Origin of the sequence: Candidatus Paralachnospira sp. LCP21S3_A2 (genome assembly GCF_052118925.1) — a bacterium.
In the GTDB taxonomy this organism is placed as follows: Bacteria; Bacillota; Clostridia; order Lachnospirales; family Lachnospiraceae; genus Lientehia.
Window position 1 is genome coordinate 1 of the sequence record NZ_JBQKGG010000013.1, and the last position, 26486, is coordinate 26486.

Sequence of the window (26486 nt, forward strand, 5' to 3'; positions counted from 1 at the left end):
AGCCTATAATGTATGCAATCTCTTTAAAGGTACGATGTTCTTTCAGTCCCTTCTGAATTTCATGCCTGTCATCCCAAGTTAAATGTGTCCCCTTTTTCCTTTCTTCTTTCGGCATAGGACCTCCTTCTGCAGGAGGATACCTATTCAGTATACCATTGCATGACTAACTTATGGTTTCTATACCCAAATCAGATTTTTAAAATTCATTCAACGTGCTATAATCGGCAGGACCATTGAATTTCGGATAATCACCAGCCTGCGCAAATGCTTCTCCCAGCAATTCTGCCACCGTGCCATTTGCAAATTCTTCTTCTGTCTTTTCACCGGCTGTACCTGCGTTTTTCGTTATTCCGCACGCTCCGAAGAAGCAGTTTGTATCAGCAATCGTACTGCCCCCCCCACAGGTTGCCCGCAAAAACACCGGTTTCCTGGGGCACAGCATTTCCCACGGTAGAAAGCGTCGCCTGATACACATAGCAATTTTGAATGGTCAATGTTGAAGCCGTAATCTCTCCAGCAAAACCGCCCGAAAAACTTGTTCCCTGACTATCATCAGTTTCAGAAATCACAGTACAGTTTGCAACATAGCCGTTTGTAAATTTAGAATTGCCGACTCCATAGTCAGGGTCATCGTCCACTTCACCGACAAAACCACCGCCGTAAGCCATAGTTCTAATTTGGTTGTTTTCGGCAGCGCACTTTTCAAATGTTCCGCCGGTGGAATAACCCACAATGCTTCCTGCACAGTTATTATTGTTGTTGCGTCTGCTCTCCAGAGAAGAATTCACAACCGAGCAGTTTTTGATGGATGAACCATAGCACAAACCTGCAATACCGCCCACATAACTGTAGTTATTTTGACCGATTGCCACAAAGTTTGCGTTTTTTACATGAAGATTGTGAACCGAGCCGAAAGCGACCCATCCGAAAATGCCCGCCGTAGCAAAACCGTCCGGGTCTACTTTTCCGGTAGAAACCGGATTTGTTATGCTGTGACCGTCACCATCATAGTTTCCCGCAAAATAGTAACTCCCGAAATAACCAATCGGTTCCCACGATACCCCTGTCAGGTCAATATCAGCAGTTTGCCTGAAGTAATAGCCATAGCAGTTTCCAATACCTGCGGCCTCAGTATCAAACGTTTCTGCATTACCAGAGTTCAGAAACTCTGCCAAAGCAATCAAATCCTCTTGTGAAGTAATCAGCCACGGGTCTTCCTGTGTACCTGTCCCACCACCAAACGATGGCGCTTCTGCTGCAAATGCCGATACAGGAACAAGCGTAAGCACAAGACACAGCGTAAGCAGAAGGTTTAGAAGTTTTTTCTTCATTTTCATTCCTCCCAGAATCATTTCTGTCCGCTACTTACTTTCTCCGACAGCGGACATGCCGGAGAAGCTAGAAGGTTTAACCGGAAAGATCGATCTGCCGGTCGTGGTTAGGACTTCCATATCAAACCACCGTTCTTCCGGCAAACGCAAAAAGGATATCATTCCTCTTACCCTATAGATATACAACCGTATTATGGCAGATTTTTTCCAAAATCTCGAGTAGTTTTTAGACTATTACTCTCCTCTTTTTCTTAGAGCATTGGCTTCTTCCATTCCTCACAGGACTTTATGTAGTGCTTGAATTTTGCTTTATCTTTCGCTTATAATCAACTGTATAATAATGGTAAATCTTTTTTTCTTTATTCTGTTAACCCGGAAGAGAATTTCCATTAATCCTGCTGGTTTTTCTTCCTGTTTTTACATATACTTCACCATAGGACGCCTTACAGAAGGAGGTACTCATGAAAAAACGAACCACAAGACTTCTTGCCCTGTTTCTTGCACTGCTCCTGATGGTCAGCGGCTGCACGCTGCCTGTTAAGCTTACAAATGGCAGAAATCCTTTCCGATCGGAGACCCCCTCCGCTACCGCTCCATCCGGCAGTCAGAATGAGAGCCAGCCTCCGTCTGCGGACGCTCAGAAAACCCGGGATCAGTTTTCCAAGCTCTGTAAGGAGCTTTTTGAGGATGAAGTCACCTCTGACATGATCACGCTTCACTATTCCCTGGCGTATCCGGAAAATTACGGAATCACCGATTACGATGTGGCTCTTCCTGTGTTAAGTCTGGAGGAAGAGGACGATGTAACCAGCGAAGAGGATGATCTGTTTGACCGGCTGGATGCCATCGACCGGAACGATCTTACTGAGGATCAGAAGCTTACCTATGATGTGCTGATGGATTATCTGGAAACGGCGCTCGAAGGCTCCGATTATTACTATTATCAGGAAGCATTTTCTCCGATCACCGGTTTTCAGAGTAATTTTTCTGTCACCATGGCCGAATATACCTTCCGCCGCGAACAGGATGTAACCGATTATCTGAAACTTCTGACGCTCGTTCCCGACTATGTGGATTCCCTGATCCAGTTCGAAAAAGAACGGGCGAAGCAAGGCTTCGTCATGCCGGATTCCTCGATTGATGAGGTCGTGGATGCGATCGAAGCATTCCTGACCTCCAGTGAAGAAAACATTTATCTTTCGTCCTTCACGGAGCGTCTGAACAGCCTGAACGCTCTTTCCGAGGATCAGAAGGCAAAGTACACAGCACAGAATGAAGAGCTGGTAAACACCAGGGTCCTTCCCTGCTACCGTTCCATTATCTCCTGCCTGAAGGAAATCCGCAGCACAGGAAATACAAACAGCGGTCTCTGCCAGATTGAAGGCGGAGAAGGATATTATGAATGGCTGATCAAAAGCATGGTCGGCTCCGGCCACACACCGGAGGAACTGACTGCGCTGATCGAAGACCGGATCAGTACCGAAATTCTGAAGATGCAGCTCCTGTTTAAGAAAAATCCGGAACTGATGGATCAGTTTGACGGAACGATTCCTGAGAACCGGACTCCCCAGGAGATCATCGAAGATCTGAAAGAAGCCATGAAGGCAGATTATCCGGAGCTTCCCGTGGATGCTTCCTACCAGATCAAGTATGTGCCGGATTACATGGCTGACCTGACCAGCCCTGCGTTCTACATGATTCCTCCCATTGATGCGCTATCAGAAAATACCATCTACATCAACGAGAGCCAGACCGATGAGAGCAGCCTGTTTTCCACGCTGGCTCACGAAAGCTACCCCGGTCATCTTTACCAGATCGTTTACGCATCCGCCACCATCACCGAACCGCTGCGGAAGATTCTGGATTATGAGGGCTACAGCGAAGGCTGGGGACTTTATGTGGAGCATGAATCCTATGCCATGAACAACCAGCTCACTGACCGTTCCGCCGATCTGGCAGAGCTTTACCGGATCAACTCCTCCATCACCCTCGCCGTTCATGCGCTTGCCGATTTAAAGATCCATTACGAAGGCTGCGGCACCGATGAGATTGCGGAGCTGATCGATACCTACTTCGGTGATCAGGGCGAAGAGTTCGTTCAAAGTTTTTATAACACCATCGTCAGCGAACCCGCCTATTACCTCAAGTATTATGTGGGCTACCTGGAATTCATACTCCTGCGCGAAAAAGCCGAAGCCGCCCTGGAAAGCAGCTTCGACCTGAAAGAATTCCATACCTTTATTCTGAATATGGGCACCTGCTCCTTCACCACACTGAATGAGTATCTTGATCAGTGGCTGGAAGAGCAGAAGTAGGATGCTCCGAAACAGCGAAATAGCGGAACCCCCATACAACTGCTGAAAACGGTATCGGCCGTTGTGTTGGAGTTCCGTTATTTCGTTCTATTTTACGCAGAAATCTATTTATTTATATATTTTATTCTATAATATTTTCTATTTATTTTCTTTTATAAATTTATAAGTTATTTTATTTTGCATTTTTCTATTGACAGATTTTTTTATTTTGATATTCTATTAGTATAAAATAGAAAGGAGGACATTCCAATGGAACTAATCAACCATGTCCATGTCAAAACATAATTATCTACATGAAAGGAGTTTTTTATGAAGAAAAGATTTTTTTGATTTTATGTCTTGCAAATAGTGCTCATTTTCGTCAGAGTATGATTTGGTGATAAAATATGTATATTAAAAAATGGATTTGCTTTTTGGGAATCATATATTCCGCAGTAATTTTATCTGGATGTTCCTCAAATAAATCATCTATGTCTCACACAAACTCTCCTGAAAGCAATCAAACTGAATCAGATAGCATAGAATCCTCAGCTGATTCCAATCAGGATACCTGGGATATAAATCTTCGCAGCAGCAGACGGTCTTTAAAACAACTTGAAAATGGAGAGTCTCAAATTCAGAACTTCTGTTCAGAAGAAATTCTTGTATCTTCAGAAAATGAATTACCGAAACAGTACAAGCTGCTTGATTATGATGAACATTCTATTTTCTGTTCCGTTTCTTCGGACGATTCTGATGAAATCGTTTATCAGAAAATCAATCGAGAAACTCTTCAAATTCAATCCATACTGTGTGAAGAAAAATTTCCCTATCTTCTTGATGAAGTCATTATCGCCGGAAGGCTCTATCTTGTTTCAGCTTCACCAACAGATTCCGATCTTCCCTGGCTCGTCTGCGTCTGCCGAATTGATTCCTCTGGAAAAAGCCATGAGATATACTCCGTACGAACGACATCAATCCCACAGGTATGGCATAATGAATCCGACATTTTTATTACAGCCGACACCGAAGATTTTACCAGCCTCTCATTTGTAGAGCAGCTTGATCCGCTAAAATCACTGGAAAACTTTAAAGTAGTTGCCCGGACCGCTCATTCTCAAAACAAAGACGGCACCATTACCGGAGATTATATTCTTTACAGCGGAGGCAGTAATGATGCCATTTATCTGGAACATGAACAACTGAATGGCGACCATCCAGAAGATCAGCCGGATGTCCAAATCGTCCGTTATCAAGACGACGGGCTTGGAAAAAGCTCAAGTTTTGGAATTAAAAACGGGCTTTCCCACTATGTTAGCGGAAACCTGGATTATCTATTTTTATCTCTATACAAAAACAAACTGGAAGATATTCAAAACGGTGATAACAGCGGGATTCTGATTGATCTGACTTCCCTGGATATCTGGGAATTACCGGAGACTTCCGCCGGATTTGAAATTTATCACGCACTCTGGCCAGATTGTCAGGCTGCTGTTTTTCAAAATTCCCGAAACAACTATCTCGTCAACTTAGAAAAAAAGAATTTCTTTCCTGGGAAAACAATGGAAACGGACTTTTCATCAGCCACGGAACTACAATCGGATGGTTTGAACAAACAAAAAACTCCGTCACATTTCGGGAATTGAATCTTGAATGTCTTACCTGGTAAATCATAAGGTGCGGTTTTACCCTCTTGTCCGCATCGCTCTTATTTCCGTGTTTTACTTTGCTTTAATCCAGACGGCAGCAAAGCAGGCTATTTCGGACTGCAGCTTCCCCGCACGTTCCAGCGGTGACTTCCAATCGGAACCGCCTGAAATGTGTGAGTGGAGCCGCATTTATACTTCCTTTTACCGGCCGCCCATTGTCCGCACACTGGTCTCGGCCCCGGTCTCATCTGCCACGGTTACACTTCCGCTCACGGTAATTTCTCCCAGCTTTTCTTCTCCGCTGTAAAGGGACACCACGGTTCCGTCATCCAGCTCCGGCGCGGATACCTGAATGCTTGCGTAAGCTTTCGCCGGCGTAAAGGACGCAATCACCGCTTCGTCGGCCGTCCAGAGGGACACTTCCGTTCCGGCCTCCTGCTGCTCCGAATATACCACCGTGATGGTATTCTGACCGGAATCCTCACTGGGATTCTGGAGCATCCCGGTGCTTCCGGCCAGGAATAGCAGGCCGCCGTCGATGCGGCATTCTCCACTATAATCCAGCGAACCGTTTCCGTCTCCGGTGGGGCCGCTCACATAGACCTCGCCCCCGGTCATTACTATATCTCCGTTGGAATCCAGTCCGTCGCCGGACGCATTGATCTGAAGAATTCCGCCGCTGACGGACACCAGAACTGCACCGGCATCGCCCGCCGCATTGATTCCGTCATCGGAAGCAGTCAGCGTCACACTTCCTCCTGTTACATCGATTTCCGTTCCCTCTAACCCTTCATAGCAGGTGGTGATCTCCATCTCGCCGCCGTTTACGGTCAGCGTTCCGTCGGCATGTGCACCGTCGTCTCCCGTTGCCATGGTGAAGGCTCCGCCGCTGACGGTTAGATCTCCATTGGAGTGGAGCGAATCATCGGCACAGTTCAGCTCATAGGTTCCGCCGCTGATGGATAACAACAGTCTTGCTTTCAGTCCTTTCCGGCTCACAGAATCCGTCACATCATCAGCATCGTCAAGGATATCGTCATCACTCTCATCCGCATTGCTTCCGCTGTCTGAATTTCCGTCATTCTGACCGGGCGGAGTCATATCTCCCATGTCCGGCGGCGTTTCTCCGTCCGCAAAGGTTCCGTCTTCCATGTCCGGCGGCGTCATATCTCCCATGTCCGGCATGGTTTCCCCATCGGCAAGCGTTCCATTCTCCATGTCCGGCGGCGTTTCCCGCTCCTCGCCGGAACTGTTTGTATCTCCGTTTCCGGGTCCGCCTCCATGTCCGGTGGCGGCTCCGTTCTCTGGAACTCCGCCATTTCCTCCGGAGGCTCCATTCCCGGGTGCTCCATTCCCGGGTGCTCCACTATTTCCGGCGCCGGCTCCGTTCTCTGGAACTCCGCCATTTCCTCCGGGTACTCCGTTTCCCGGCGCTCCGCCATTTCCTCCGGGCGCTCCGTTCCCCGGCGCTCCGCCATTTCCGGGCATACCGCCCATTTCTTCGTTATGGATTCTTCCGTTTTCGCTTCCGCCTCCGGTCGTCACCTGATAGCTTCCGCCTTCCGTCAGCAAAAGCGTCTCTGCCTGGAATCCGTCCTCCTGGGCATCGATCACAAAGGTTCCGTCGACGACATAGATCCAACCGCAGTCGTCATCCTCATCATTAAAGGATTGGATCCCGTCGGACTGACTGGTAACATTGTACGTTCCTCCGAGAATGATCACCGAATCCTTGCCGCGGATCCCGTCCCCCACGCTGTTGACCGTGACGGTTCCGCCTGCCAGGATCAGACTGTCCTTGGCATTGATCCCATAGTTGCAGTTTGCGTTGACAGTAAGGTTTCCGTTTCCGTTGATGACCAGGTTATTCTTGGCATAAAGCGCCGCGTTCGGTTCTTCCTTGGACGCATCATCATAAACGTACCCGGTGCCGTCGGTCAGGACATTTTCGCTTCCCTCCGCCAGCGTCACCGTGATGGTCTGTGCCAGGATCCCATCGATGGGTGCACTGTCCTCGCAGGTGATGGTCACGCCGTCCAGGATCAGCCGTACATCCGTTTTCTTATCCGTATTCACTACGATCTGTCCGTTTAAGGTTCCGCGGAACAGATAGGTACCGCCCTTTACGACCGTCACCGTATTCCCGTCAATCTGGACGCCGCTTCCGGATTCCTCTGCGGTATCTCCCTCCAGCGTCACAACGGAATCCACCTCATCCTCCGACCAGCTGTCGTCTATGCTCTCTGCTTCCTCTGCTGCGGCCTCGATCACCGACTGATCCACCGTCTGCCCGGTTTCCCCGCTGCTTTCCGCATCTGCCGTCTGCCCGGACTCTCCCTGGACTGTGTTTGCTGTCTGCCCGGACTCTCCCTGGGCTGTATCTGCCGTCTGGCAGCCTGCCGCCGTCACAAGAAGTATCCCTGTCATGACCACCGCTGCCGCCTGTCTGATTTTCTTCATAAAAAACCTCCTGTATGATTCTCGTCAGATCCTTTGCACCGGAAACACCATGCCCCGGTTTCTTCTGATGGGAACATCATACAGGAGGAAGCTTAAATTTCTCTGAAACTCAACTCTGTTTTATAATCTCTGTTTTATAACGCCGGCAGCCCCGGCATTCTTTAATGATTTGCCTTATAGTAATTGATCAGGCAGCCGTCCAGAATGATCTGGCGCTCGTCATCCGTCAGGTCTCCGAGACGGAGCGTGAGCTCCTTCATGCCGTCACCGGTCACATACGCCCTGATCTCGCTCTGCTTCTCTTCTACGGCTTTCCGGATTCCGGGAACAAACAGCCAGTCTCCGTTCTTAAAGGGCAGGTCTCCCTTATCGATCAGGAACGGAAGCATGCCCCAGTTGATCAGGTTAGAGCGGTACCGCTTAGTGGCATATTCATTGGCCACATTGGCCCAGCCGCCCAGAACCTTCTGGCAGGACGCCGCCTGCTCTCTTGCCGATCCGTCGCCCGGCTTCACGGCAAAGATGGTGCTGCCGATTCCGGTATTCTCCCGTCCGGCATCCTCGAACCTTGTGCGGACAGCGTTCATAGCCTCGCCCGCCTCCGGAAGCACCTGGCAGGGACGCTCACCGCGGATTCTTGCCTTCTCCGCCGCCTGAACCTCTTTCGCACGTCCCACATACGCAGGATCCTTTCTGGACAGGGTAAACTCTGCCAGTCCGAGAGGATTGGAACGATAGGAAGAGGTCTCGCCGGAAGGGATCAGCTCATCGGTGGTCGTTACGGGATCATGGATCTCGGAAACCACCTTCAGGAGCAGGTTCTCAGTCAACGCCGACATCTCCGGCCAGTCCTTGATATTGGGACCGAACTGGATCTCCACCGAGGGATCCGCCACGCCCTTGCTGTCAAAGACACGGTTTTCATAAATGGTCTTATCAAAGAAGTACTTCGGCTTCGTGTAATTTACATCAATATCCGTGGCCGGTGTCAGACGGCCCTTGTTGACTGCTGTTGCTGCGATGGAACGCGCATCCATAAGGGCAACCGAAGCGATCTGTCCGCTCTGGAGCTTGGAGCCCTCCCGGTTGGGGAAGTTTCTGGTGGAATGACGGATACTGAACGCATTGTTTGCCGGCGTGTCACCCGCACCGAAGCAGGGGCCGCAGAATGCGGTCTTTAACACAGCACCGGTCTCCATGAGCTTCGCCGCCGCACCGTTCTTGATCAGTTCCATGTAAACCGGCATACTTGCCGGGTATACGCTGAGGGTGAAGGCTCCGTTTCCGATGCTTGCACCTGCCAGAATATCCGCCGCATCACAGATGTTCTCAAAGCCGCCGCCTGCGCAGCCTGCGATGATTCCCTGCTCCACATAGAACTTTCCGTCACGGACCTTATCCGCCAGACTGTAATCCACCGCGCCGCCGAGGCTTACCTTGGCCCGCTTCTCCACATCGGCCAGGATATCCGTCAGGTTTGCATTAACCTCCTCGATGGTATAGGTATTGCTGGGATGGAACGGCATGGCGATCATGGGCTTCACTCTGCTCAGATCTACCTCCACGATTCCGTCGTAGTATGCCGTTTTCCCCGGCTTTAATTCCTTATAATCCGCTTCCCGTCCATGGATCTCATAGAATTCACGGATCTTCTCATCGGTGGTCCAGATGGAAGACAGGCAGGTGGTCTCTGTGGTCATAACGTCCACACCGATCCGGAAATCTGCGCTTAAATTCTCTACTCCAGGTCCGACAAACTCCATAACCTTATTGTTTACATATCCGTTCGCAAACACCGCACCGATGATGGCCAGCGCCACGTCCTGAGGACCAACGCCCTTTTCCGGCTTTCCGGTCAGATAAATGCCCACAACACCGGGCATGTTGATATCATAGGTCTTTCCGAGGAGCTGCTTTACCAGCTCCGGTCCACCCTCACCCATGGCCATGGTTCCCAGCGCACCGTAACGGGTATGGCTGTCCGAGCCCAGGATCATTCTTCCGCAGCCCGCCAGCATCTCTCTGGCAAACTGATGGATGACTGCCTGATGAGGGGGCACATACACGCCGCCGTATTTCTTCGCACAGGTAAGGCCAAACATATGGTCATCCTCATTGATGGTTCCGCCTACGGCGCAGAGGCTGTTGTGGCAGTTGGTCAGCACATACGGCACCGGAAACTTCTCCAGTCCGCTGGCCCTTGCCGTCTGAATAATTCCCACGAAAGTAATATCATGAGATGTCAGCTTATCAAACTTTACTTTCAGCTTGTCCATGCTCCCGGACGTATTATGTGCCGCCAGGATTCCGTAAGCCATGGTCTGCTTCGCTGCCTCTGCCCGGTCCGGACATGCACCCAGCTCTCCTGCCAGCTTCGCTCTCCCTGCTTCATCATCAGGAACCAGCTCTGTTCCGTTTATCAGGTAAGCTCCCTGCTTCCATAAGGTAACCATTTTTAGTCCTCCTTGTATGCTGTCATTTCCAGTCGTTTTACACTGGTATCATTATCATAAAATTTTCCTTACAAGTCAAGAGAAAGCTCCTATTTCCGATATGTTTTATCCCTTCAGCAGTCCACTGCTTTTCAGCTCTTCCATTGCCTCTCTTAAAAACTCTGCCTCGGCTTCGGCTTCTTCTTTGCTTCCACCGCCGATCTGCGCCGGAGACTCCGTCCGGACGGCAGTTCTGTCTCCGGACTCCGAAGCTGATTCCGTTCTGTGATCCGTTCCGGTTTCTGCGCCTGTTCCGCTATCAGCCTCTGTTTCCTTTTCTGAAGCCGTTTCCATCTCCGGTTCTTCCGGTGCCAGTTCAAACTGGACAGAGACCTGGAAAAGATCGCCGTTCAGATAGATCTCAAAGATGCCATTCTGAAGCCTGGTGAGGCTTTGGGCGATGGAAAGGCCAAGGCCGCTGCCCTCGGTGGTTCGGGACGAATCGCCGCGGATGAACCGCTCCGTCAGCTCCTCTGCGGAAATATTCAGTTCCGTCTCGGAAATATTTTTCATGGTAAAGCAGGCATAGCCGTCTGCCTCCTCAACGCTCACATAAACCCTGGTTCCCGGCATGGCATACTTCTTTGTATTCTGGAATAAATTTTCAATGATCCGCCAGGTCCGCCGCCCATCCACGATCACCGGAAGCGGATGCTCGGGGAACGAGGTTACCTCCGTCAGCTTCCGTTCCGCAAACTTCTCCTCAAACTCACCGCAGGCCTGCTTTACCAGCTCCACAAAATTCAGCCGTTCCAGATGGAGCGTCAGATTTCCGGAGCTCGCCCTTGATGCCTCCACAAGATCCTCCGTCAGGTTTTTCAGCCGCTGGGACTTCTGATCCAGCACCTCCAGATACCGCTTCAACCGCTCATTGGTGATATTTTCCCGCTTCATCAGATCCACATAATTGATGATGGAGGTCAGCGGAGTCTTAATATCATGGGACACGTTGGTGATCAGATCTGCCTTCATGCGCTCGCTCTTTACGGCTGTGTCCACCGCATCCTGAAGCCCGGCTCCGATGTTGTTGATACATTCCACCAGCTTTTTATTGCTGCCGGTCATGCCATTTTCATCGATCACATAATCCAGATTTCCCTCTGCGATTTTCTGCACACCCTCCAGGATCTTCTGACGCTTGACCTCCGACCATAACACGAAGCCTGCTGTTCCGAGCTGACCGCCCGTAAACACCAGAATCGCTGTGAAATACAACGGATGAGATCCCCATAGCCGGCTGATGGCAATAAACATGCACAGAGGGATCGTGAACATCCAGTAAAGAACAATGAATCCGGCGGTTTTCAGACTGACCGGCCAGCTCTGCACCATAGCTCCGATCCAGCTTCCGATTTTCATGCTCAGCTTCCGCAGCAGGCTGTTCTTCCATAAAATACCGGCCTTCAGCCGCTTTACCATACTGAAAAATCCGATCAGTCCGATAATGAGCGAAACGGCCGCCGAAATTATGGACATGATATCATAGATCATTCGGGATGTGAAAAAATTGTAGGCAAGAACCCGTGCCAGGATTCCGCCAAACCAGACAATCACCAGCATTCCGCCGATAATCAGAGCTACTGCCGGTTCTGTCGGCCACTGATCGAATTTATCCAGCCAGATCCCGTCATAATCTTCCTGATGCCCTACCGATGCCAGAAGATAGATGAACGACGGTACCACGCCTAAAAATCCGCCGATGATTGCAAATAACGACAGGATCAGGATCGGACGGCAGCTTGCAAAATCCGCCGACTGCAGGCTGTAATCATCCCGGACCGGATATGTGGTGTCCAGCGCCACAAGAAACGATGCACCCTTTTGCGTTCCCACCAGCGAAGAGGAAAGATATTCCAGACTTGACGCCGACGGCTCCGCCTTTTCGAAATTTGTATGGATCCGGTGGCTGTCACTTTCATAGGAAACGTATTTTTCCAGCTTCATCAGCTCCGACTCAGGCAGCTCCGTGTTGCTTTCCCAAAGATTCATGCTGTCATCACGGACAATGTAGCGCAGGTTGGTCTCCTCCGCATCCAGCCGGTTCTTAAGTCTGTAAAAGGTATCCAGCCTGTCCTGGGCTGTGTCACATGCCTCCAGAAGCGTCTCCTGCTCATGGATCTCCTTCTGCTGGATATAATCATGGAGCAGAAGGACCCGCTGGCCCGGATAGATCAGGATCTCCGCCGAATTTTCCAGTGCGTAGCGCTGCGGCCACTGATCTCCGTAATAATTTTCCCAGCCATTGGCCTTTACAATGGCCTCCCGGCTGTCATTATCCATGGTAAACCATTCGCTTTCCAGCGCATCCAGCTCTTTCTGTTCTTCGTCCGAAATCTTATCCCGGTCATAATCCTCGCCGCTGATCATGCCGGCATACAATACCGAAAACTGATCCAGATACTGATCCAGCCACGCCTGGGAGCCGACCTGCTCCTTCACATCCTCATAAAAGCTGTAGGAGGAGGACGCCGTCTCATCGGTCTCTGCCTCATAGGATCCGTCTTTCATCTGCGTGGGCGCACTGTCTCCTCCTGTATGATCCGCAGAATCCTCCGTCCAGGTCTCCGACTCGCTGTATAGCTGTCCGCCTTCCGATCCATACTGATTTTCATAATAGCTGTTGATGATCGTCTGGATTTTCTGGAGATCCCTCAGGCAGAGATTATAATCCGTTCCGTTGATCCTGGCCGTGTAAAGCGGCGTCCGGATATTTTCCTCGTCCCGGTTTCCAAACACCTGGGACAATGCCGTCAGTTCAAAGATCTGATCCACATCGTCAAGCATGTTCCATTCCAGCGTCTCCGTATCCTCATACCGCTCCGTAGTCAGCAGCTCCTTTTTGCTGAACAGATATTTGCTGAAATTGTTGACATAATAAAGTCCGAAGCTTCCTGCCATAATGATCCCCATGAAAAGGATAAACAAAAACAGCACCCTTATTTTCTTTCTCCGCGTATAGCTTCGTCCCTTCACCGCAAACCTCCTGCTACAGCTTTTCTGCCTTCTACAGCTTTTCTACCTTATATCCGACCCCCCAGACAACCTTTAAATAGGTGGGGTTTTTCGGATTGATCTCAATCTTCTCCCGGATATGACGGATATGGACCGCCACCGTATTGTCCACACCGATGGCCTCCTCATTCCAGATATTTTCATAAATCTGCTCGATGGAAAAGACCTTTCCGGCGTTCATAACAAGAAACCGGAGAATGTTATACTCCATGGGGGTTAACTTGACCGGTTCACCCTCCAGCGTGACCTCCTTGGTGTCGTCATTGATGCATAAACCGCCGGTTTTGTGGATCGTCTCACTGTTTTCCATGGCAAGCGTCCCCAGCTTCGTGTAGCGGCGCACCTGGGATTTTACCCGGGCCACCAGCTCCAGCGGATTAAAAGGCTTCGTGATATAGTCATCGGCCCCGATGTTCAGCCCCAGGATCTTGTCCACATCCTCGGATTTTGCCGACAGGATAATGATCGGCACGCTGCTCGTCTCGCGGATCTTTAACGTCGCCCGGATTCCGTCCAGCCTGGGCATCATGACATCCATGAGCACCAGCTCCACTTTATTCTCTGCCAGCAGGCGGATCGCTTCTTCACCGTCATATGCCTTTAATACCTGGTAGCCCTCCTGCCTCAGATAAATGTCGATCGCCTCCACGATCTCCCGGTCATCATCGCATACCAGTACCGTAATTTCATCCATGCTTTCCCCTCCTGCATTTTTCACAAGCTAAGCCTATTTTACCAGTCGATTCTTAATAACCGCCTCAGATTTTCTTTATTTTTTCCGAAACAGCCTCTGCCTCTATCGTCCCTTGGCGATCTCCAGAATCTCTCCGGTCGTTTCCACTACATAGACAGCGCCGGTGGCCTCCAGTTCTCCGCGTCCCCGGAAGCCCCACGCAACGCCAACGGTATCCATACCGGCATTGGCTCCTGTCTTCATATCGGTTCCAGAATCACCGATATAAAGCATTTCCTCCGGAGCAAGCTTCATAAGACCCGAGATCTCCAGTGCGCTTGTCGGATCCGGCTTCTTCGGAATCCCCTGGCGCTCACCAAACACAGCCACAAACGGTACCTCCGGGAACAGCTTCTTCACCAGCTTTTCCGTGTAATCCGTCCGCTTGTTGGAATTAACTGCCACCTGGATCCCATGGGCTTCCAGATCATGCAGCAGCTCCCGGATTCCCTCGTAAGGACAGCTCTTGTTCTGGTAACGCCGGTCATAGGCAGCCACGAAATGGGTCAGCATCTCATCGATCACTGCACTGTCCTCCCGTCTGTCCGCCGGAACGCTGTTTTCCATCAGATTCCGGAATCCGCGCCCCACCTTCATGCGGTAGTCGTCCACCTGCCAGGTGGGATAACCCATGGCTGTCAGCGCATCGTTCACGCTGTCCGCCAGATCCTCCAGGGTATTTACCAGTGTTCCGTCCAGGTCAAAAATAATTCCTTTATATGTCTTTTTCATGACTGTTCTCCTCGTATATTCTTATTTAGTCCAAGTAAACCGGCGGTTCATAATCCTTTCCCAGAAGCGCCCGCTTCCGGATCTGGAAATTATTGAACGCCCGCTCATTCTGCTCGATCCACCGGTGCTCGTCACTGTCATAAACTAACAGCGTATCCGGCTTTGACGGATGGTGCATCACCGTGTTTGTCTCATACTCCCGCCCCGTGGCAGGATCCACCGTCGGAAGTCCGGCTGCTTCCTCCTTTGCTTCCGCTTCGGCCGCAGCCCTTTCTGCCGCTTCGGCTTCCTTCCTTGCACGCCGCTCCTCCGGTGTCAGAAACAGCGGCTTTTCCAGGGTCTTCTGTACGGCAGCATCCCATTCCGCCAGCTTTTTGCCCAGATCCGGCTCTTCCTTTGTCTCTCCGAAATCGGGAATACGATCCTCCGACTCATCATAAGCAATATCCGCCAGCTCGTCCTCCGGGATTTCATAAAATCCGTTGTACGCCGGCTCCTCCGGCTCCTCCTCCCGCTCGATCACATACGGAGCCGATACGTAGGAGACATCTCCGCCGGGGATAGATGACATGGAGTGATAATCGATGGGAGCATGACCGCCGTCCCCGGTTTCATCTGTATCCTCATCCCCGGTTTCCGATTCCATTCCGCTTTCGGAACCCTCGCCGCTGCTTTCTTCCCGTTTGATCGAATACGGCGCCGATACGCCGGATACATCTCCGCCGTCCAGCTCATCTAACTCAAAGAATACCGGATCAAGCTGAACCAGCTGCTCCGGATGGATTTCCTCCGGCTGCTGATCCTGGGGCTTCCCGGACTGCATGGCTTCCCCGGCCTCATATTCGGAGCCTGCAGGATCTGTTTCTGATTCTGCATATTCCGGTACTCCGGCCTTCTCCGGCTCCACATCTGCATATTCAAGAGCTCCGGCGTTCCCCGGCTCCATATCTGCATATTCCGGCACTCCGGCGTTCCCCGGCTCCATATCTGCATATTCAGGCACTCCGGCGTCCTCCGGCTCCACATCTGCATATTCCGGCTCCCCGGCGTTCCCCGTCGCTTTGGCATATGGCTCCGGCTTCATCGAAGCTTCCTCGGATTCCACCTCGATTGGTTCAAATTCCAGCTCCTCAGACGCCTCTGCACTGCCGGCGGATTTCTCTTCCGCCTGTGCCGGCTCCTCCGGGATATGAAGTGTCGGCCATACTGCTGGGCGCCTGCTTGCCCAGGCCAGTGGATCATTCTGAGGCTCCTGCTGCTTCCGTCCGTTCTCTGCTCCTGCGCTGTTATATCCGCTTTGCTCCGCGCTTCCGGCTCCGCCTTCCTCCCGAAGCTCACTCTCCACCGACTGGCTCAGTGCCTGCTCAATTTCTTTCAAAAGATCTCCGTTGACCTCAACCGCCTGCTCCGGTTCAGTTCCGGTTTTAACGCTCTTTGCCGGCTCCGGCTCAGGCTGCTTCTCTTCTGCCGTCCTCACACCCCATTTTGCCGCTTCCGGCTCCGGACTTACAGCCGGCTTCAGCACCGCCATGGTTCGTCGTCCGCCTCTTACCAGTCTTCCTCTTCCCTGCACCGCCGTTTTTTCCATCCACGCCGCAGGCTCCTCCGGTCTCTCCGAGGATTCCCCCGGCTCTCCCACGGGGTTCTCCGGCAGTACCATGGTTTCGTCCGAAAGCACCATGGTCTCATCCGGCAGTACCATGGTTTCATCCGAAAGCACCATGGTTTCATCCGAAACCGGATTTGCCGGCATGATGGCCTGCAGGGATGCCACCGTAGCCTCCATGGGATCGATCACCGAGATCTGAACCAGACACCCCAGTGCCTGAGCCACCTCCCGCATGTCCTGCTCCTGAAAATTATCCCGGTTCAGCTTCTGCGTCAGGTTCTGCCGTGACATCGGCTTCCCCGTCTGTACCTCGATCAGCTCCGCAAGCTGCCGGATCGTCATATTCTTCCGTTTTAAAATAATTTTGATCTGTTCACCAAAAGTCAGTTCCATTCCGGCTAAACACCTTTCTGCTTCATTCCATACTCTAATCAGTATAAACAAATTGTAAGTCAATCAGAAATCTTTGTAAACTTAAAAATTTCTTAACCAAACGAATGATTTATGAAAACTCCTCTTTTTTCTCTTTCTTTTTCTTATCCGGCGTTCTATAATAAAACCGATCTGTACATAATCTGTTTTTTGGGGGATTTTTATTATGGATAAAACACAGACTTCTGAAGTAGAATTGACAAACGAAAAAACAAACCTCCGGCAAGCCGAAACCGCTGCCGGACAAGCCGAAACTGCTGCCGGGCAGACTGGAACCAGCACCAGACTGGGCAAACCCACCGGCAGTGCTGCTGCTTCGACAGATCATACGCCGGGCAAGCCGGCGCCTGAAAAAAAGAGGATGGACAAGCTCGTCGGGATCATTTCCGATATTTTTGTCCCGACACTTCCGGTCATCACCGCCGCCGGGATCCTGAAGGCACTGACGCTGCTCCTGGCAGCTCTCGGGCTTCTGTCGGAAACCAGCGATACTTATTATGTGCTTTCCTTTGTTTCCAATGCCGGGTTCTATTTCCTGCCGCTTCTGCTGGCACATTCAACCGCAAAACGCTTTGACGGAAATCCGTATCTGGCTGTTTTTCTGACTGCCATGCTGCTCCACCCGGATTTTCTGAATCTGGTCAAGGACGGATCCTCTTTAAGCTTTCTGACACTTTCCGTTCCCATGATCTCTTACAGCTCCACCGTTGTCCCTGCAATTCTGGTGGGACTGGCCAGTGCCTTTCTGGAACGGTTCCTGCGAAAATGGGTTCCCGACATCATCTCCTTTTTCGCAGTCCCGCTTTTACTGACCCTGATCATGGCTCCGCTGATCCTGTTCGTTCTCGGCCCTGTCGGAATGCTGATCGGAAACGGATTAAGCGGCGCTCTGGATTTCATTCATAACAAGATCGGCTGGCCCGCTATCGCACTTATGGCGGCGCTGGTTCCGCTCATCGTCACCGGCGGCTTCAGTCTTTGTTTCCTGCCGCTGGCCCTGGCTTCCATCAACGCCACCGGATTCGATCCGTTCACCCGGCCTGCCTTCCTGGCTGCCAACATCTCCATGGGGGCCTCGGCTCTGGCTGTCGCCTTAAAATCCAGACGGCGTGAAAACAGGAGTCTTGGAATCCAGACCTCCGTGGTTGCTCTTATGGGGATCACCGAGCCGTCCATCTACGGCGTTCTGCTGCCATTAAAGCGTCCGTTCCTTGCCAGCATGATCGCCTCCGGGATCGGCGGTGCATTCGCCGGAATCACCGGTGTCCGTTCCGCCGCCTACGCCTCTCCCAGCCTCATCACCCTGCCGATCTTTCTCGGTGACCGGTTTATCTGTGCTGTTCTCACCGTAGTGATCTCCTTTGTCTCTTCCTTTATCCTGACCTGGATCATCGGATTTGAGGATAAGGAGCTGCACGAAACAACAAACAAGTAACTGTAAAGCCCCCCGGCTGAGTACCATTTTCGAGTCAACATATTCCAGTCGTACCTCTTCCTCAGAACAGATCCAGCATATTATCCAGATAAACGGCTTCCCGCACATGGATCTGATATTCGGGCTTTACCATATAATAAAGTAAAAATTCCAGAACCAGGGCGCTTCCCAGTCCCCGTCCTTCAATTTTAAAATTGGAAAAGCCCATGGGAAGATAGGTATTTTGAATGGCATCCACTCCGATAAATCCGGGATTTTTCATTGCTTCGGAGAACCGGTAGCCGTCCGCTGCCATCGGCGCAGTACAGGAATATTCTGCTTCCGTTTCTCCCAGATTTCTCCTGCAGACTGCTTCATAGCATTGCTTCCGGTCCTTACAGCCGAAATAGCAGCATTCGTTGCATAAAAATTCCACCTTGTCCTTCTGACTCTGTTCCAGCTTGTCCAGCCTTTCCAATGACTTATTAATCCGGAAGTCCGGCACCACGTACCGAAACTCCTCCCGGTTCACTTCCTTCCGGAACTGTTCAAAATCCGTCAGTACCTTCGTTGTGGAAGAAACCATATACAGCCCCGGATATTTGGCTTTCAGATAGTTTAAAAGCAGTTCCGAATGGACAATGACACCGTTTGGCACTCCTTCACTTTCTTCAAACAGCCGGCAGAGTGCATTGCATTTCTCATCCGCCAGATGCTCTTCCCGAAGAAGCGAATTGCTGAAGGTCAGCCGGGCGGAAATCTCATACTCACACAGGAGTTCCAATACCTCCCGAGGATCACTGTCTCCGCCGCCGACACGGCCTCCACCCCAGATACAATCTCCCGGCGCACCGTAAACAGAGCCGATCTCACACCAGTCATAAAAATACTCCGGATGCTTCCGGAATAACGGCAGAAACAGCCGGTACAGCTCATAAAACTCAAACAGACCCGGCAGATGGTAACAGGCGATACGGTTCGACAGCTCATTCATATAGGTTTCTCCTTTACCGCTCCCATTTCCGCGGCGTATATCCAAGCTCTCTCAGCATCTGCATATCCGTCTCAATGGTAATTCCGGATGTGGTCAGCATATCTCCGGAAATGGCTGCGTTAGCGCCGGAGCAGAAGCAGGCACGGCCTTTGTCGGGAAGCAGTCCGCGGCCTCCGGCCAGACGGATAGACGCATCCGGTACGAGGAAGCGGAACACGGCAACGATCCGCTGCATATCCTCCGGCTTCAGCTTCTCATTATGCTCATACGGCGTTCCCGGAATCGGATTCAGCATGTTGACGGGAATGGAACGGACACCAAGCTCTCTGGCTGTCAGCACCATATCGATCCGATCCTCCATGGTCTCACCAAGTCCCATGATTCCGCCGCTGCAGACACTTAATCCGGCTGCCTGGGCTGCCCGCAGCGCTGCGATCTTGTCATCATAGGTGTGGGTGGTACAGACCTCGGGAAAGTACCGCCTGGAGCTCTCCAGATTGTTGTGGACACGCTCGGCTCCGGCCTCCTTAATTTTCCGATACTGTTCTTCGTTCAAAAGGCCGAAGGATACACAGACGCCGATCCCGGTCTTTGCCTTGATGTCACGGATGCTTTCACACATCTGATCTACTTCTTTGTCATTCAGCCGTTTTCCGGAGGTTACGATGGAATAGCGGAGCACGCCGCGCTCATCGTTATATTTGGCATGTGCGGTGATCTCCTCCGTATCCAGAAGCGGATATTCCTCCGCACCGGTGTGATAATGGGCAGACTGTGCACAGTACTTGCAGTCCTCGGAGCAGCGGCCGCTCTTTCCGTTTATGATGGTGCAGATGTCAAAGCTGTCGCCGCAAAAATGGCGCCTGATCTCGTCCGCCGCCCTGGAAAGCTCCTCCAAAGGCTGATCTGCGAGAAAAAGCGCCTCTTCTTTTCCGATCCGTTTTCCGTTAAAAATCTCTTCCTTTAATTCCTGTATGGTCATGACAATCGTTTCCTTTCCAGAATTTTTATTACGGAAAGGAAGCTTCCACGCGGGAATTACCTATCCGTTTTCTGGGTTTCATTGTAAAAGTTCCTCTCCTGATTGTCAACCTTTTTATTCTTTCGGTTTACCATATCACGGGATCCACCCGAGATATCCTGCCGCGATCCCAAGAACTGCCGCCAGAACAATGATGAGGATCGGGTGAAGCTTTTTGAACATGAAAAGCAGGCAGCTCACAAAAATCACGGCCGACACCAGAAACGCCGGATTCAGGACAAGTCCGCCCGAGGGCAGAAACACCGTCTGTCCCACAGAGATCACGGCCGAACCGATCAGCCCGATCACCGCCGGCTTTAACCCCGCCATGGCGCCGGAAATCACCCGGCTGCTTTTAAATTTCTGAAAACACTTTGCCACCAGAAGAATGATCACAAAGGACGGCAGTACCACACCAAGCGTTGCAAAAAATGCTCCGGCAAGGCCGCCGGTCTCCATGCCCACATAGGTCGAAATATTGACGGCAAAGGGCCCCGGAGTGCTCTCGCTGACTGCCACAAAATCCACCAGCTCCGAAAGCTTCATCCAGCCGTGAGCCTCCACCTCCGCCTGCACCAGCGGGAGCATGGCATAGCCGCCTCCAAAGGTAAATGCACCGATCTTCAAAAACGTCAGAAACAGCTCCAGATAGATCATGAGCGCCGCCTCCCCTCTGCCAGTGTACTGACAAGCCCTGCCGCTGCACAGCAGGCAATGATGAGAAGCACATTGACCTTAAAAAAGACTGCTGCTGCAAAAGAGGCCGCCATGAGCACACAGGAAAGCAGGTTCTTCGGACACTGCCTGTACATGGACACCAGTGCCTTGATGATCAATGCCAGAACCCCGGCACGGATTCCGAAAAACGCATACCGGACTGCCTGCAGGCTCTCAAACTGCCGCAGCACACAGGCAATGGCCGAAATAATCACAAAGGACGGGAGCATGACCCCAAGAGTCGCAAAGAATGCGCCCCAGAAGCCTGCCGTTTCGTATCCCACAAAGGTCGCCGAATTGACGGCAATGGGGCCGGGCGTGCTTTCCGCGATTGCAACAATATCCAGAATATCCTCATCCCTGATCCAGTGCCGCTTTGCGACTGCCTCCTTCTGGATCATGGGAATCATGGCATAGCCGCCCCCAAAGGTAAATGCACCGATCTTTAAAAATGTCAGAAACAGTCTGACATACCGCTTTTCTTTCTCCTTCATCATTTCCTGCTTTCTGTTTCACCGCACCGCCCGGCTTCTGTCCTTATTCTTCCGTTTTCTTATCCGCTTTCTTATCTGCCTTATCTACAACAAAGGCAATGGCCTGATCTCCGGTAATGTTGCAGGCCGTTCCGAAGCTGTCCTGCGAAAAATGCAGGGAAATGATCAGCTGGGACATGGGCTCCGTAAAGCCCAGCATAGAGGTAATCAGACCAAGTGCCGCCATGACACCGCCTCCGGGTACACCGGGCGCCGCCACCATGGTCACTCCCAGCATCAGAATAAACGGTGCAAACATGGATAAGGACGGAGTCATGCCGTTTGCCATCATGATACCCATGGCGCCCAGCACCAGACAGATGGTATCGCCCGCCAGATGGATGGTCGCACACAGCGGGATCACGAAGTTTGCCACATCCTCCGACACGCCGTTTTTCTTTGCGCTGTCCAGGTTCACCGGGATCGTAGATGCCGAGGACTGGGTTCCCAGCGCCGTAAAGTATGCCGGAGCAATGTTCTTTATGCTCTTGAACTTGTTTTCCTTGCAGACCAGAGTTGATACCAGGAACTGGAACAGGATATACAGCCACTGAAAGATCAGGATCAGCACAAACAGGCTGATAAATACCTTGATGGTCTGAAGCAGTTCCCCCTCAGCTGCGATCTTGCAGAACAGACCGGCGATGTAAACCGGGATCAGAGGAATGATGACCTTATTTAAAGTCTTTGTGATGATCTCCTGAAGGTCACGGATACATCCGAGAAGCGTTGTTCCCCTGCTGTTTGCCATGCCAAGCCCCAGAAGGAACGCCAGCACCAGCGCCGTCATGACACCGAACACCGGCTCTGCCTCTATGGTGAACAGCGCCTCATACGTTCTGGCGCTCACATTCGCATCCGTGATCGGATGAATCATGGACGGCAGGATCGCACTGCCCGCCGCAAAGGACACAAATCCGGCAATGATCGTGGAGGTGTATGCCAGGATCAGGGTAATTCCGAACAGACGGTTCGCCTTTTTCCCCAGATCTGCCAGGCCGACAGCCACAAAGGACACGATCAGCAGCGGAATGATAAAGCTCAGGAACTCGCTGAACAGGGTTGTGAATGTTACAAGGATCCGTACAAAGCCGCTGTAAACGGCCGTATCTTCAATTCCCAGAAGACCACCCAGCGCTCCCAGGATCATACCGGCAAGGATTCCCAGCAGCAGCCGCACCAGAAGTCCTAATTTTCTCTTTTTCATCGTCTTTTCCTCACATTTCTTCCATAGTTCCACGCAGTCTGCTCTGTTTTCACAGACCTTCTCCTATAAAAACACATCCTCCGTTCCCATGCCCACAGACAGCCGAAAACTTCCTCCAGGTCTTCCGGCTCGTCAGCCAGTCACGGATAGTTGTCTTTTTCGCGCGGATGTTCTCATTATACAAAATATGAAGAGAAAAGGCAAGGAGCTTTACGGAGTCCGTATGGATACCGACATTTGACACCGGACCGGAATCAGATGTCGCCCCCGCGCAGATGCCGCTTCCGGTATTCGGTCGGCAGCTCTCCATAGGTTTCCTTAAAGGCTGTGGTAAAGCGGCTCTGGCTTTCATAGCCTACCCCCTGGGCGATGGAAGCAATGTCATCGGAGGTCTTGATCAGCAGCATGGCCGCCTGCTCCATGCGGTGCTCCTTCATGTGGGCTGCGATGGTGGAGCCGTATACCTTTTTAAATACCCGCTTCAGCGTCGTTGTATTCATAAGAAAGATCCTCGACAGCTCCTCGATGGTGATCCGCTCGGAAATATGCTCCACCAGATAATTATGAACGTTTCGGATGATCTCCTCCGAAGATGCCTGGAAGTCCACCTCCTTCTCCGGACAGGTGATCTCCATGACCTGTTCAACGATCTCATGAAGCAGACCGATCTGCTCCGTGTCCGCAGCCTTATAATAGACCTCCTTGCCATCCCTCCGGCTCACTAAAAGCCCGCTTTCCGTCAACGATTTCAGATGGTGGGACACCGCCGGACTGGACATTTCCATCATGGCGGCAATATTGATGACACACTCCTCCTGATGGCTTAAAAGCCAGAAGATTCGGACTCTGGTGGGATCTGAAAGCTGACGGAAAATCTCCGAGACCGCCGTAAAATGTTCAATGTTTTTCAATTCCCGGCACAGACTGCCCATCCGCTTTTTCTCTCCATGATGGTGAGGCAGCGTAATTTCTTCCACAGCAAGTTCTTTCATAACAATCCTCCTTTTTCCATCGGACATTTTCAGGATCTCCCCTGATCCTCTTGAGCCTTGTTCTCCGAAAATCGCCTTTTTCTCCCTTTCCGAAATCCCCTTCGCCTTTTTGGAAATCCCGGTCACAATTCCCTTGATTTTTGGATTTTTGCTTAGTATACTACAGCCATGATGATTAAGCAAATATTTAATTGTGATCGGAGGTATGTCTCATGAAAAAGACTTATAAAATCGAAGTAGACTGCGCAAACTGTGCGAACCTGATGGAAGAGGCCACCAAAAAAACGGCCGGTGTTGCAGACGCGACCGTAAACTTCATGACCCAGAAGATGATCGTGGAATTTGAGGAAGGCCAGGATGCCAAGGCTGTTATGAAACAGGTTCTGAAGGCCTGCAAGAAGGTGGAACCCGATTGTGAAATTGAACTGTAATATGCGTTTCGGGGTCAAAATTCTTTGGCCCCTTTTTTATCGGAAATCCTTCCGGATTTCCTGCTGTAAAATCTCCGGAGACTTTCTTTTTCCGGAATAATAAGGAGATTATTATGACAAAGAAGCAGAAAAAAATGCTGATCCGCATCATCATCACATCGGTTATGCTGATCGCGCTCCATTTCCTTCCGCTGACCGGTATTCCGCAGCTGATTGCCTATCTGGCCGCTTATGCGGTGATCGGATATGACATTCTGAAAAAAGCCGGAAAGGGAATTTTAAACGGTCGTGTATTTGATGAGAACTTCCTGATGGCACTTGCCACGCTGGGGGCATTCTTCGTTGCCATCTGGACAAAAAGCGGCGAGTATGTCGAAGGAATCGCCGTTATGCTCTTCTACCAGATCGGCGAACTCTTCCAGAGCTACGCCGTCGGAAAAAGCCGCAGGAACATCAGCGCTCTGATGGATATCCGCCCCGACTATGCCAACATCGAAGAGGACGGCTCCTTAAAGCAGGTGGATCCCGATGAGGTTGCTGTCGGCAGCATCATCGTAGTGCAGCCCGGCGAAAAGGTTCCCCTTGATGGTATCGTAATCAGCGGAGCTGCCAGCCTGAACACCAGCGCCTTAACCGGAGAGAGTCTTCCCCGCGATGTAAAGGAGGGCGATGAGATCATCAGCGGCTGTATCAACTTAAATGGTGTTCTGAGGATCCGTACAACCAAGGAATTCGGCGAATCCACCGTTTCCAGGATCCTGGATCTTGTGGAAAATGCAAGCTCCAGGAAGTCCCGATCCGAAGCCTTCATTTCCCGGTTTGCAAGGATCTATACTCCGGCTGTCTGTGCTGCCGCTCTGGCTCTTGCCATTTTTGTTCCGGTGATCCGGGTCATCTGCGGCATGGATCCCGCCTGGACTGACTGGATCTACCGTGCCTTAACCTTCCTGGTTGTAAGCTGCCCCTGTGCACTGGTCATCAGTATTCCCCTCAGCTTCTTTGCCGGAATCGGCGGTGCCAGCAAGGAGGGTATCCTCATTAAGGGCTCCAACTACCTGGAGGCCCTCGCCGATGCAGACTGCATCGTATTTGACAAGACCGGCACTCTGACCCAGGGTGTGTTTGAAGTGACCGGCGTTCACCATAATGAAATGGAAAATGAAAAGCTGCTGGAGCTTGCAGCCCTGGCAGAATGTGCGTCCTCCCACCCCATCAGCAAGAGCCTCCAGCGAGCTTACGGAAAAGAACTCGACCGCAGCCGCGTTTCCGATATTGAAGAAATCAGCGGCCACGGAATTACCGCAAGGGTAGACGGCCATGCCGTCGCCGCCGGAAACTCCAAGCTCATGAAAAAGCTTGGGATCGATTACCACGACTGTCACAGCGTCGGAACCATCATCCACATGGCTGTTGACGGCAAATACGCCGGTCATATCGTGATCTCCGATGTGATAAAGCCCCACTCCAGGGAAGCCCTCGCTTCCTTAAAGAAAGCAGGCGTAAAAAAGACCGTTATGCTGACCGGTGATTCCCAACGTGTGGCTGATACCGTAGCAAAGGAGCTTGGTGTTGACGAAGTCCGCAGCGAGCTGCTTCCCGCCGACAAGGTCAAGGAAGTCGAGAAGCTTCTTGCCGGCAGGAGCAAACGCGAAAAGGTTGCCTTCGTGGGCGACGGCATCAACGATGCCCCCGTTCTGACCCGTGCTGACATCGGAATCGCCATGGGCGCCATGGGCTCCGATGCTGCTATCGAGGCAGCCGACATCGTTCTCATGGACGATGACCCGCTTCAGATCGCCAAGGCAATCAAAATTTCCAGAAAATGTATCGGCATCGTAAAGCAGAACATTGTATTTTCCCTGATCATCAAATTCGGCTGCCTGGCTCTCACCGCTGCCGGCATCACCAACATGTGGGCCGCCATCTTCGCCGATGTCGGCGTCATGATCATTGCCGTATTAAATGCGATCCGCGCATTAAAATACAGAGAGTAACGCCTGTGCTCCGATTGAATCAGGGACATTGGGAGAATCGAAATTTTTCAAGGATATTCTCTTCTCAAAGACACAATTTAAAATCATTCTACGATGGAGTCAGTCCTCACTTCCGGGACTGGCTCTTTTTTTAACAAAACTTATACAATCTTAGTTTCGATTGCAGGACACTTTTCCCCACTTAATACTTTTGGCGGTATTATCTCTTTGCAAGAAAGAAATGAGGTGAACAGTTATGAGCATTACAAATGTAGCGAGAAGATTTGAACAGAGATTTGACGCAAAAGCGGAGCACTTTATCTGGCATCATCCGCTGCTTGGCTTCATCTACATCTTTGTTGGAATGCCATTACTTGTTTTGACGTGTGTCTGCATCAGTACAATCGTTATCGCCTTTCCAATGGCATGCATTTTAGGTTACTTGTAATCTTTATTTCAT

The 26486-nt window shown here is 51.2% G+C and carries 18 protein-coding genes; 5 read left to right on the plus strand and 13 right to left on the minus strand.

The window, feature by feature from the left end; genetic code table 11:
• Positions 1-377: 377 nt before the first annotated feature.
• Entirely contained in the window at positions 378-1331 is a 954-nt protein-coding gene (locus ACTQ3K_RS09540; protein WP_441567492.1) for a hypothetical protein, read from the minus strand.
• 461 nt (positions 1332-1792) lie between these two features.
• On the opposite strand from ACTQ3K_RS09540, the gene ACTQ3K_RS09545 reads away from it, so the two are divergent.
• Together ACTQ3K_RS09545 and ACTQ3K_RS09550 are read left to right on the plus strand one after the other, a co-directional pair.
• Entirely contained in the window at positions 1793-3646 is a 1854-nt protein-coding gene (locus ACTQ3K_RS09545; RefSeq protein WP_441567490.1) for a DUF885 domain-containing protein, read from the plus strand.
• A 386-nt stretch (positions 3647-4032) separates the two neighbouring features.
• Entirely contained in the window at positions 4033-5271 is a 1239-nt protein-coding gene (locus ACTQ3K_RS09550) for a hypothetical protein (protein WP_441567488.1), read from the plus strand.
• Positions 5272-5475: 204 nt separating this feature from the next.
• Here the strand turns inward: ACTQ3K_RS09550 and ACTQ3K_RS09555 are convergent, their stop codons facing one another.
• The 6 genes from ACTQ3K_RS09555 to ACTQ3K_RS09580 form a co-directional block, all read right to left on the minus strand.
• Positions 5476-7734, minus strand: coding sequence for a carbohydrate-binding domain-containing protein (locus ACTQ3K_RS09555; RefSeq protein WP_441567486.1), 2259 nt, complete (start codon positions 7732-7734; stop codon positions 5476-5478).
• Between the two features lie 161 nt (positions 7735-7895).
• A complete protein-coding gene (locus tag ACTQ3K_RS09560) occupies positions 7896-10187 on the minus strand; it encodes a hydratase (protein WP_441567484.1) in 2292 nt (763 codons plus the stop codon).
• Positions 10188-10292: 105 nt separating this feature from the next.
• Positions 10293-13199: a histidine kinase dimerization/phospho-acceptor domain-containing protein gene (locus ACTQ3K_RS09565; protein ID WP_441567482.1), complete on the minus strand. Its 2907-nt coding sequence runs from the start codon at positions 13197-13199 to the stop codon at positions 10293-10295.
• A gap of 31 nt (positions 13200-13230) precedes the next feature.
• The gene (locus ACTQ3K_RS09570) at positions 13231-13932 is read right to left on the minus strand and encodes a response regulator transcription factor (RefSeq protein ID WP_441567480.1); all 702 of its coding nucleotides are present in this window, start codon (positions 13930-13932) and stop codon (positions 13231-13233) included.
• A gap of 102 nt (positions 13933-14034) precedes the next feature.
• Positions 14035-14703: an HAD family hydrolase gene (locus ACTQ3K_RS09575; protein ID WP_441567478.1), complete on the minus strand. Its 669-nt coding sequence runs from the start codon at positions 14701-14703 to the stop codon at positions 14035-14037.
• 25 nt (positions 14704-14728) lie between these two features.
• On the minus strand, positions 14729-16705 hold the full coding sequence (locus tag ACTQ3K_RS09580; RefSeq protein WP_441567476.1) for a hypothetical protein: 1977 nt from the start codon (positions 16703-16705) through the stop codon (positions 14729-14731).
• A 205-nt stretch (positions 16706-16910) separates the two neighbouring features.
• Here ACTQ3K_RS09580 and ACTQ3K_RS09585 point away from each other — a divergent pair, with 205 nt between their 5' ends.
• A complete protein-coding gene (locus ACTQ3K_RS09585) occupies positions 16911-18179 on the plus strand; it encodes a PTS transporter subunit EIIC (RefSeq protein WP_441567474.1) in 1269 nt (422 codons plus the stop codon).
• 61 nt (positions 18180-18240) lie between these two features.
• On the opposite strand, the gene ACTQ3K_RS09590 is transcribed toward ACTQ3K_RS09585, so the two are convergent.
• The 6 genes from ACTQ3K_RS09590 to ACTQ3K_RS09615 form a co-directional block, all read right to left on the minus strand.
• Positions 18241-19152, minus strand: coding sequence for a hypothetical protein (locus ACTQ3K_RS09590; protein ID WP_441567472.1), 912 nt, complete (start codon positions 19150-19152; stop codon positions 18241-18243).
• A gap of 13 nt (positions 19153-19165) precedes the next feature.
• The gene (gene bioB, locus ACTQ3K_RS09595; RefSeq protein WP_441567470.1) at positions 19166-20134 is read right to left on the minus strand and encodes a biotin synthase BioB; all 969 of its coding nucleotides are present in this window, start codon (positions 20132-20134) and stop codon (positions 19166-19168) included.
• A gap of 135 nt (positions 20135-20269) precedes the next feature.
• Positions 20270-20830: a chromate transporter gene (locus ACTQ3K_RS09600; protein WP_441567468.1), complete on the minus strand. Its 561-nt coding sequence runs from the start codon at positions 20828-20830 to the stop codon at positions 20270-20272.
• Positions 20827-21387 (minus strand): chromate transporter, encoded by a 561-nt coding sequence (locus ACTQ3K_RS09605; RefSeq protein ID WP_441567466.1) that lies wholly within the window; start codon positions 21385-21387, stop codon positions 20827-20829. Before ACTQ3K_RS09605 ends, ACTQ3K_RS09600 begins: the two co-directional genes overlap by 4 nt.
• Before the next feature lie 40 nt (positions 21388-21427).
• Positions 21428-22630, minus strand: coding sequence for a dicarboxylate/amino acid:cation symporter (locus ACTQ3K_RS09610; protein WP_441567464.1), 1203 nt, complete (start codon positions 22628-22630; stop codon positions 21428-21430).
• A 254-nt stretch (positions 22631-22884) separates the two neighbouring features.
• A complete protein-coding gene (locus ACTQ3K_RS09615) occupies positions 22885-23622 on the minus strand; it encodes a metalloregulator ArsR/SmtB family transcription factor (protein ID WP_441567462.1) in 738 nt (245 codons plus the stop codon).
• A gap of 212 nt (positions 23623-23834) precedes the next feature.
• Here ACTQ3K_RS09615 and ACTQ3K_RS09620 point away from each other — a divergent pair, with 212 nt between their 5' ends.
• Together ACTQ3K_RS09620 and ACTQ3K_RS09625 are read left to right on the plus strand one after the other, a co-directional pair.
• Entirely contained in the window at positions 23835-24053 is a 219-nt protein-coding gene (locus ACTQ3K_RS09620; protein WP_441567460.1) for a cation transporter, read from the plus strand.
• A 113-nt stretch (positions 24054-24166) separates the two neighbouring features.
• A complete protein-coding gene (locus ACTQ3K_RS09625; protein ID WP_441567458.1) occupies positions 24167-26047 on the plus strand; it encodes a heavy metal translocating P-type ATPase in 1881 nt (626 codons plus the stop codon).
• Positions 26048-26486: the final 439 nt, after the last annotated feature.

Bases quoted from the DNA above. Each gene is read 5' to 3' on its own strand.
- ACTQ3K_RS09540 (WP_441567492.1), bottom strand. From the start codon at position 1,331: ATGAAGAAAAAACTTCTAAACCTTCTGCTTACGCTGTGTCTTGTGCTT.
- ACTQ3K_RS09545 (WP_441567490.1), top strand. From the start codon at position 1,793: ATGAAAAAACGAACCACAAGACTTCTTGCCCTGTTTCTTGCACTGCTC.
- ACTQ3K_RS09550 (WP_441567488.1), top strand. From the start codon at position 4,033: ATGTATATTAAAAAATGGATTTGCTTTTTGGGAATCATATATTCCGCA.
- ACTQ3K_RS09555 (WP_441567486.1), bottom strand. From the start codon at position 7,734: ATGAAGAAAATCAGACAGGCGGCAGCGGTGGTCATGACAGGGATACTT.
- ACTQ3K_RS09560 (WP_441567484.1), bottom strand. From the start codon at position 10,187: ATGGTTACCTTATGGAAGCAGGGAGCTTACCTGATAAACGGAACAGAG.
- ACTQ3K_RS09570 (WP_441567480.1), bottom strand. From the start codon at position 13,932: ATGGATGAAATTACGGTACTGGTATGCGATGATGACCGGGAGATCGTG.
- ACTQ3K_RS09575 (WP_441567478.1), bottom strand. From the start codon at position 14,703: ATGAAAAAGACATATAAAGGAATTATTTTTGACCTGGACGGAACACTG.
- ACTQ3K_RS09580 (WP_441567476.1), bottom strand. From the start codon at position 16,705: ATGGAACTGACTTTTGGTGAACAGATCAAAATTATTTTAAAACGGAAG.
- ACTQ3K_RS09585 (WP_441567474.1), top strand. From the start codon at position 16,911: ATGGATAAAACACAGACTTCTGAAGTAGAATTGACAAACGAAAAAACA.
- ACTQ3K_RS09590 (WP_441567472.1), bottom strand. From the start codon at position 19,152: ATGAATGAGCTGTCGAACCGTATCGCCTGTTACCATCTGCCGGGTCTG.
- bioB (WP_441567470.1), bottom strand. From the start codon at position 20,134: ATGACCATACAGGAATTAAAGGAAGAGATTTTTAACGGAAAACGGATC.
- ACTQ3K_RS09600 (WP_441567468.1), bottom strand. From the start codon at position 20,830: ATGATCTATCTGGAGCTGTTTCTGACGTTTTTGAAGATCGGTGCATTT.
- ACTQ3K_RS09605 (WP_441567466.1), bottom strand. From the start codon at position 21,387: ATGATGAAGGAGAAAGAAAAGCGGTATGTCAGACTGTTTCTGACATTT.
- ACTQ3K_RS09610 (WP_441567464.1), bottom strand. From the start codon at position 22,630: ATGAAAAAGAGAAAATTAGGACTTCTGGTGCGGCTGCTGCTGGGAATC.
- ACTQ3K_RS09615 (WP_441567462.1), bottom strand. From the start codon at position 23,622: ATGAAAGAACTTGCTGTGGAAGAAATTACGCTGCCTCACCATCATGGA.
- ACTQ3K_RS09620 (WP_441567460.1), top strand. From the start codon at position 23,835: ATGAAAAAGACTTATAAAATCGAAGTAGACTGCGCAAACTGTGCGAAC.
- ACTQ3K_RS09625 (WP_441567458.1), top strand. From the start codon at position 24,167: ATGACAAAGAAGCAGAAAAAAATGCTGATCCGCATCATCATCACATCG.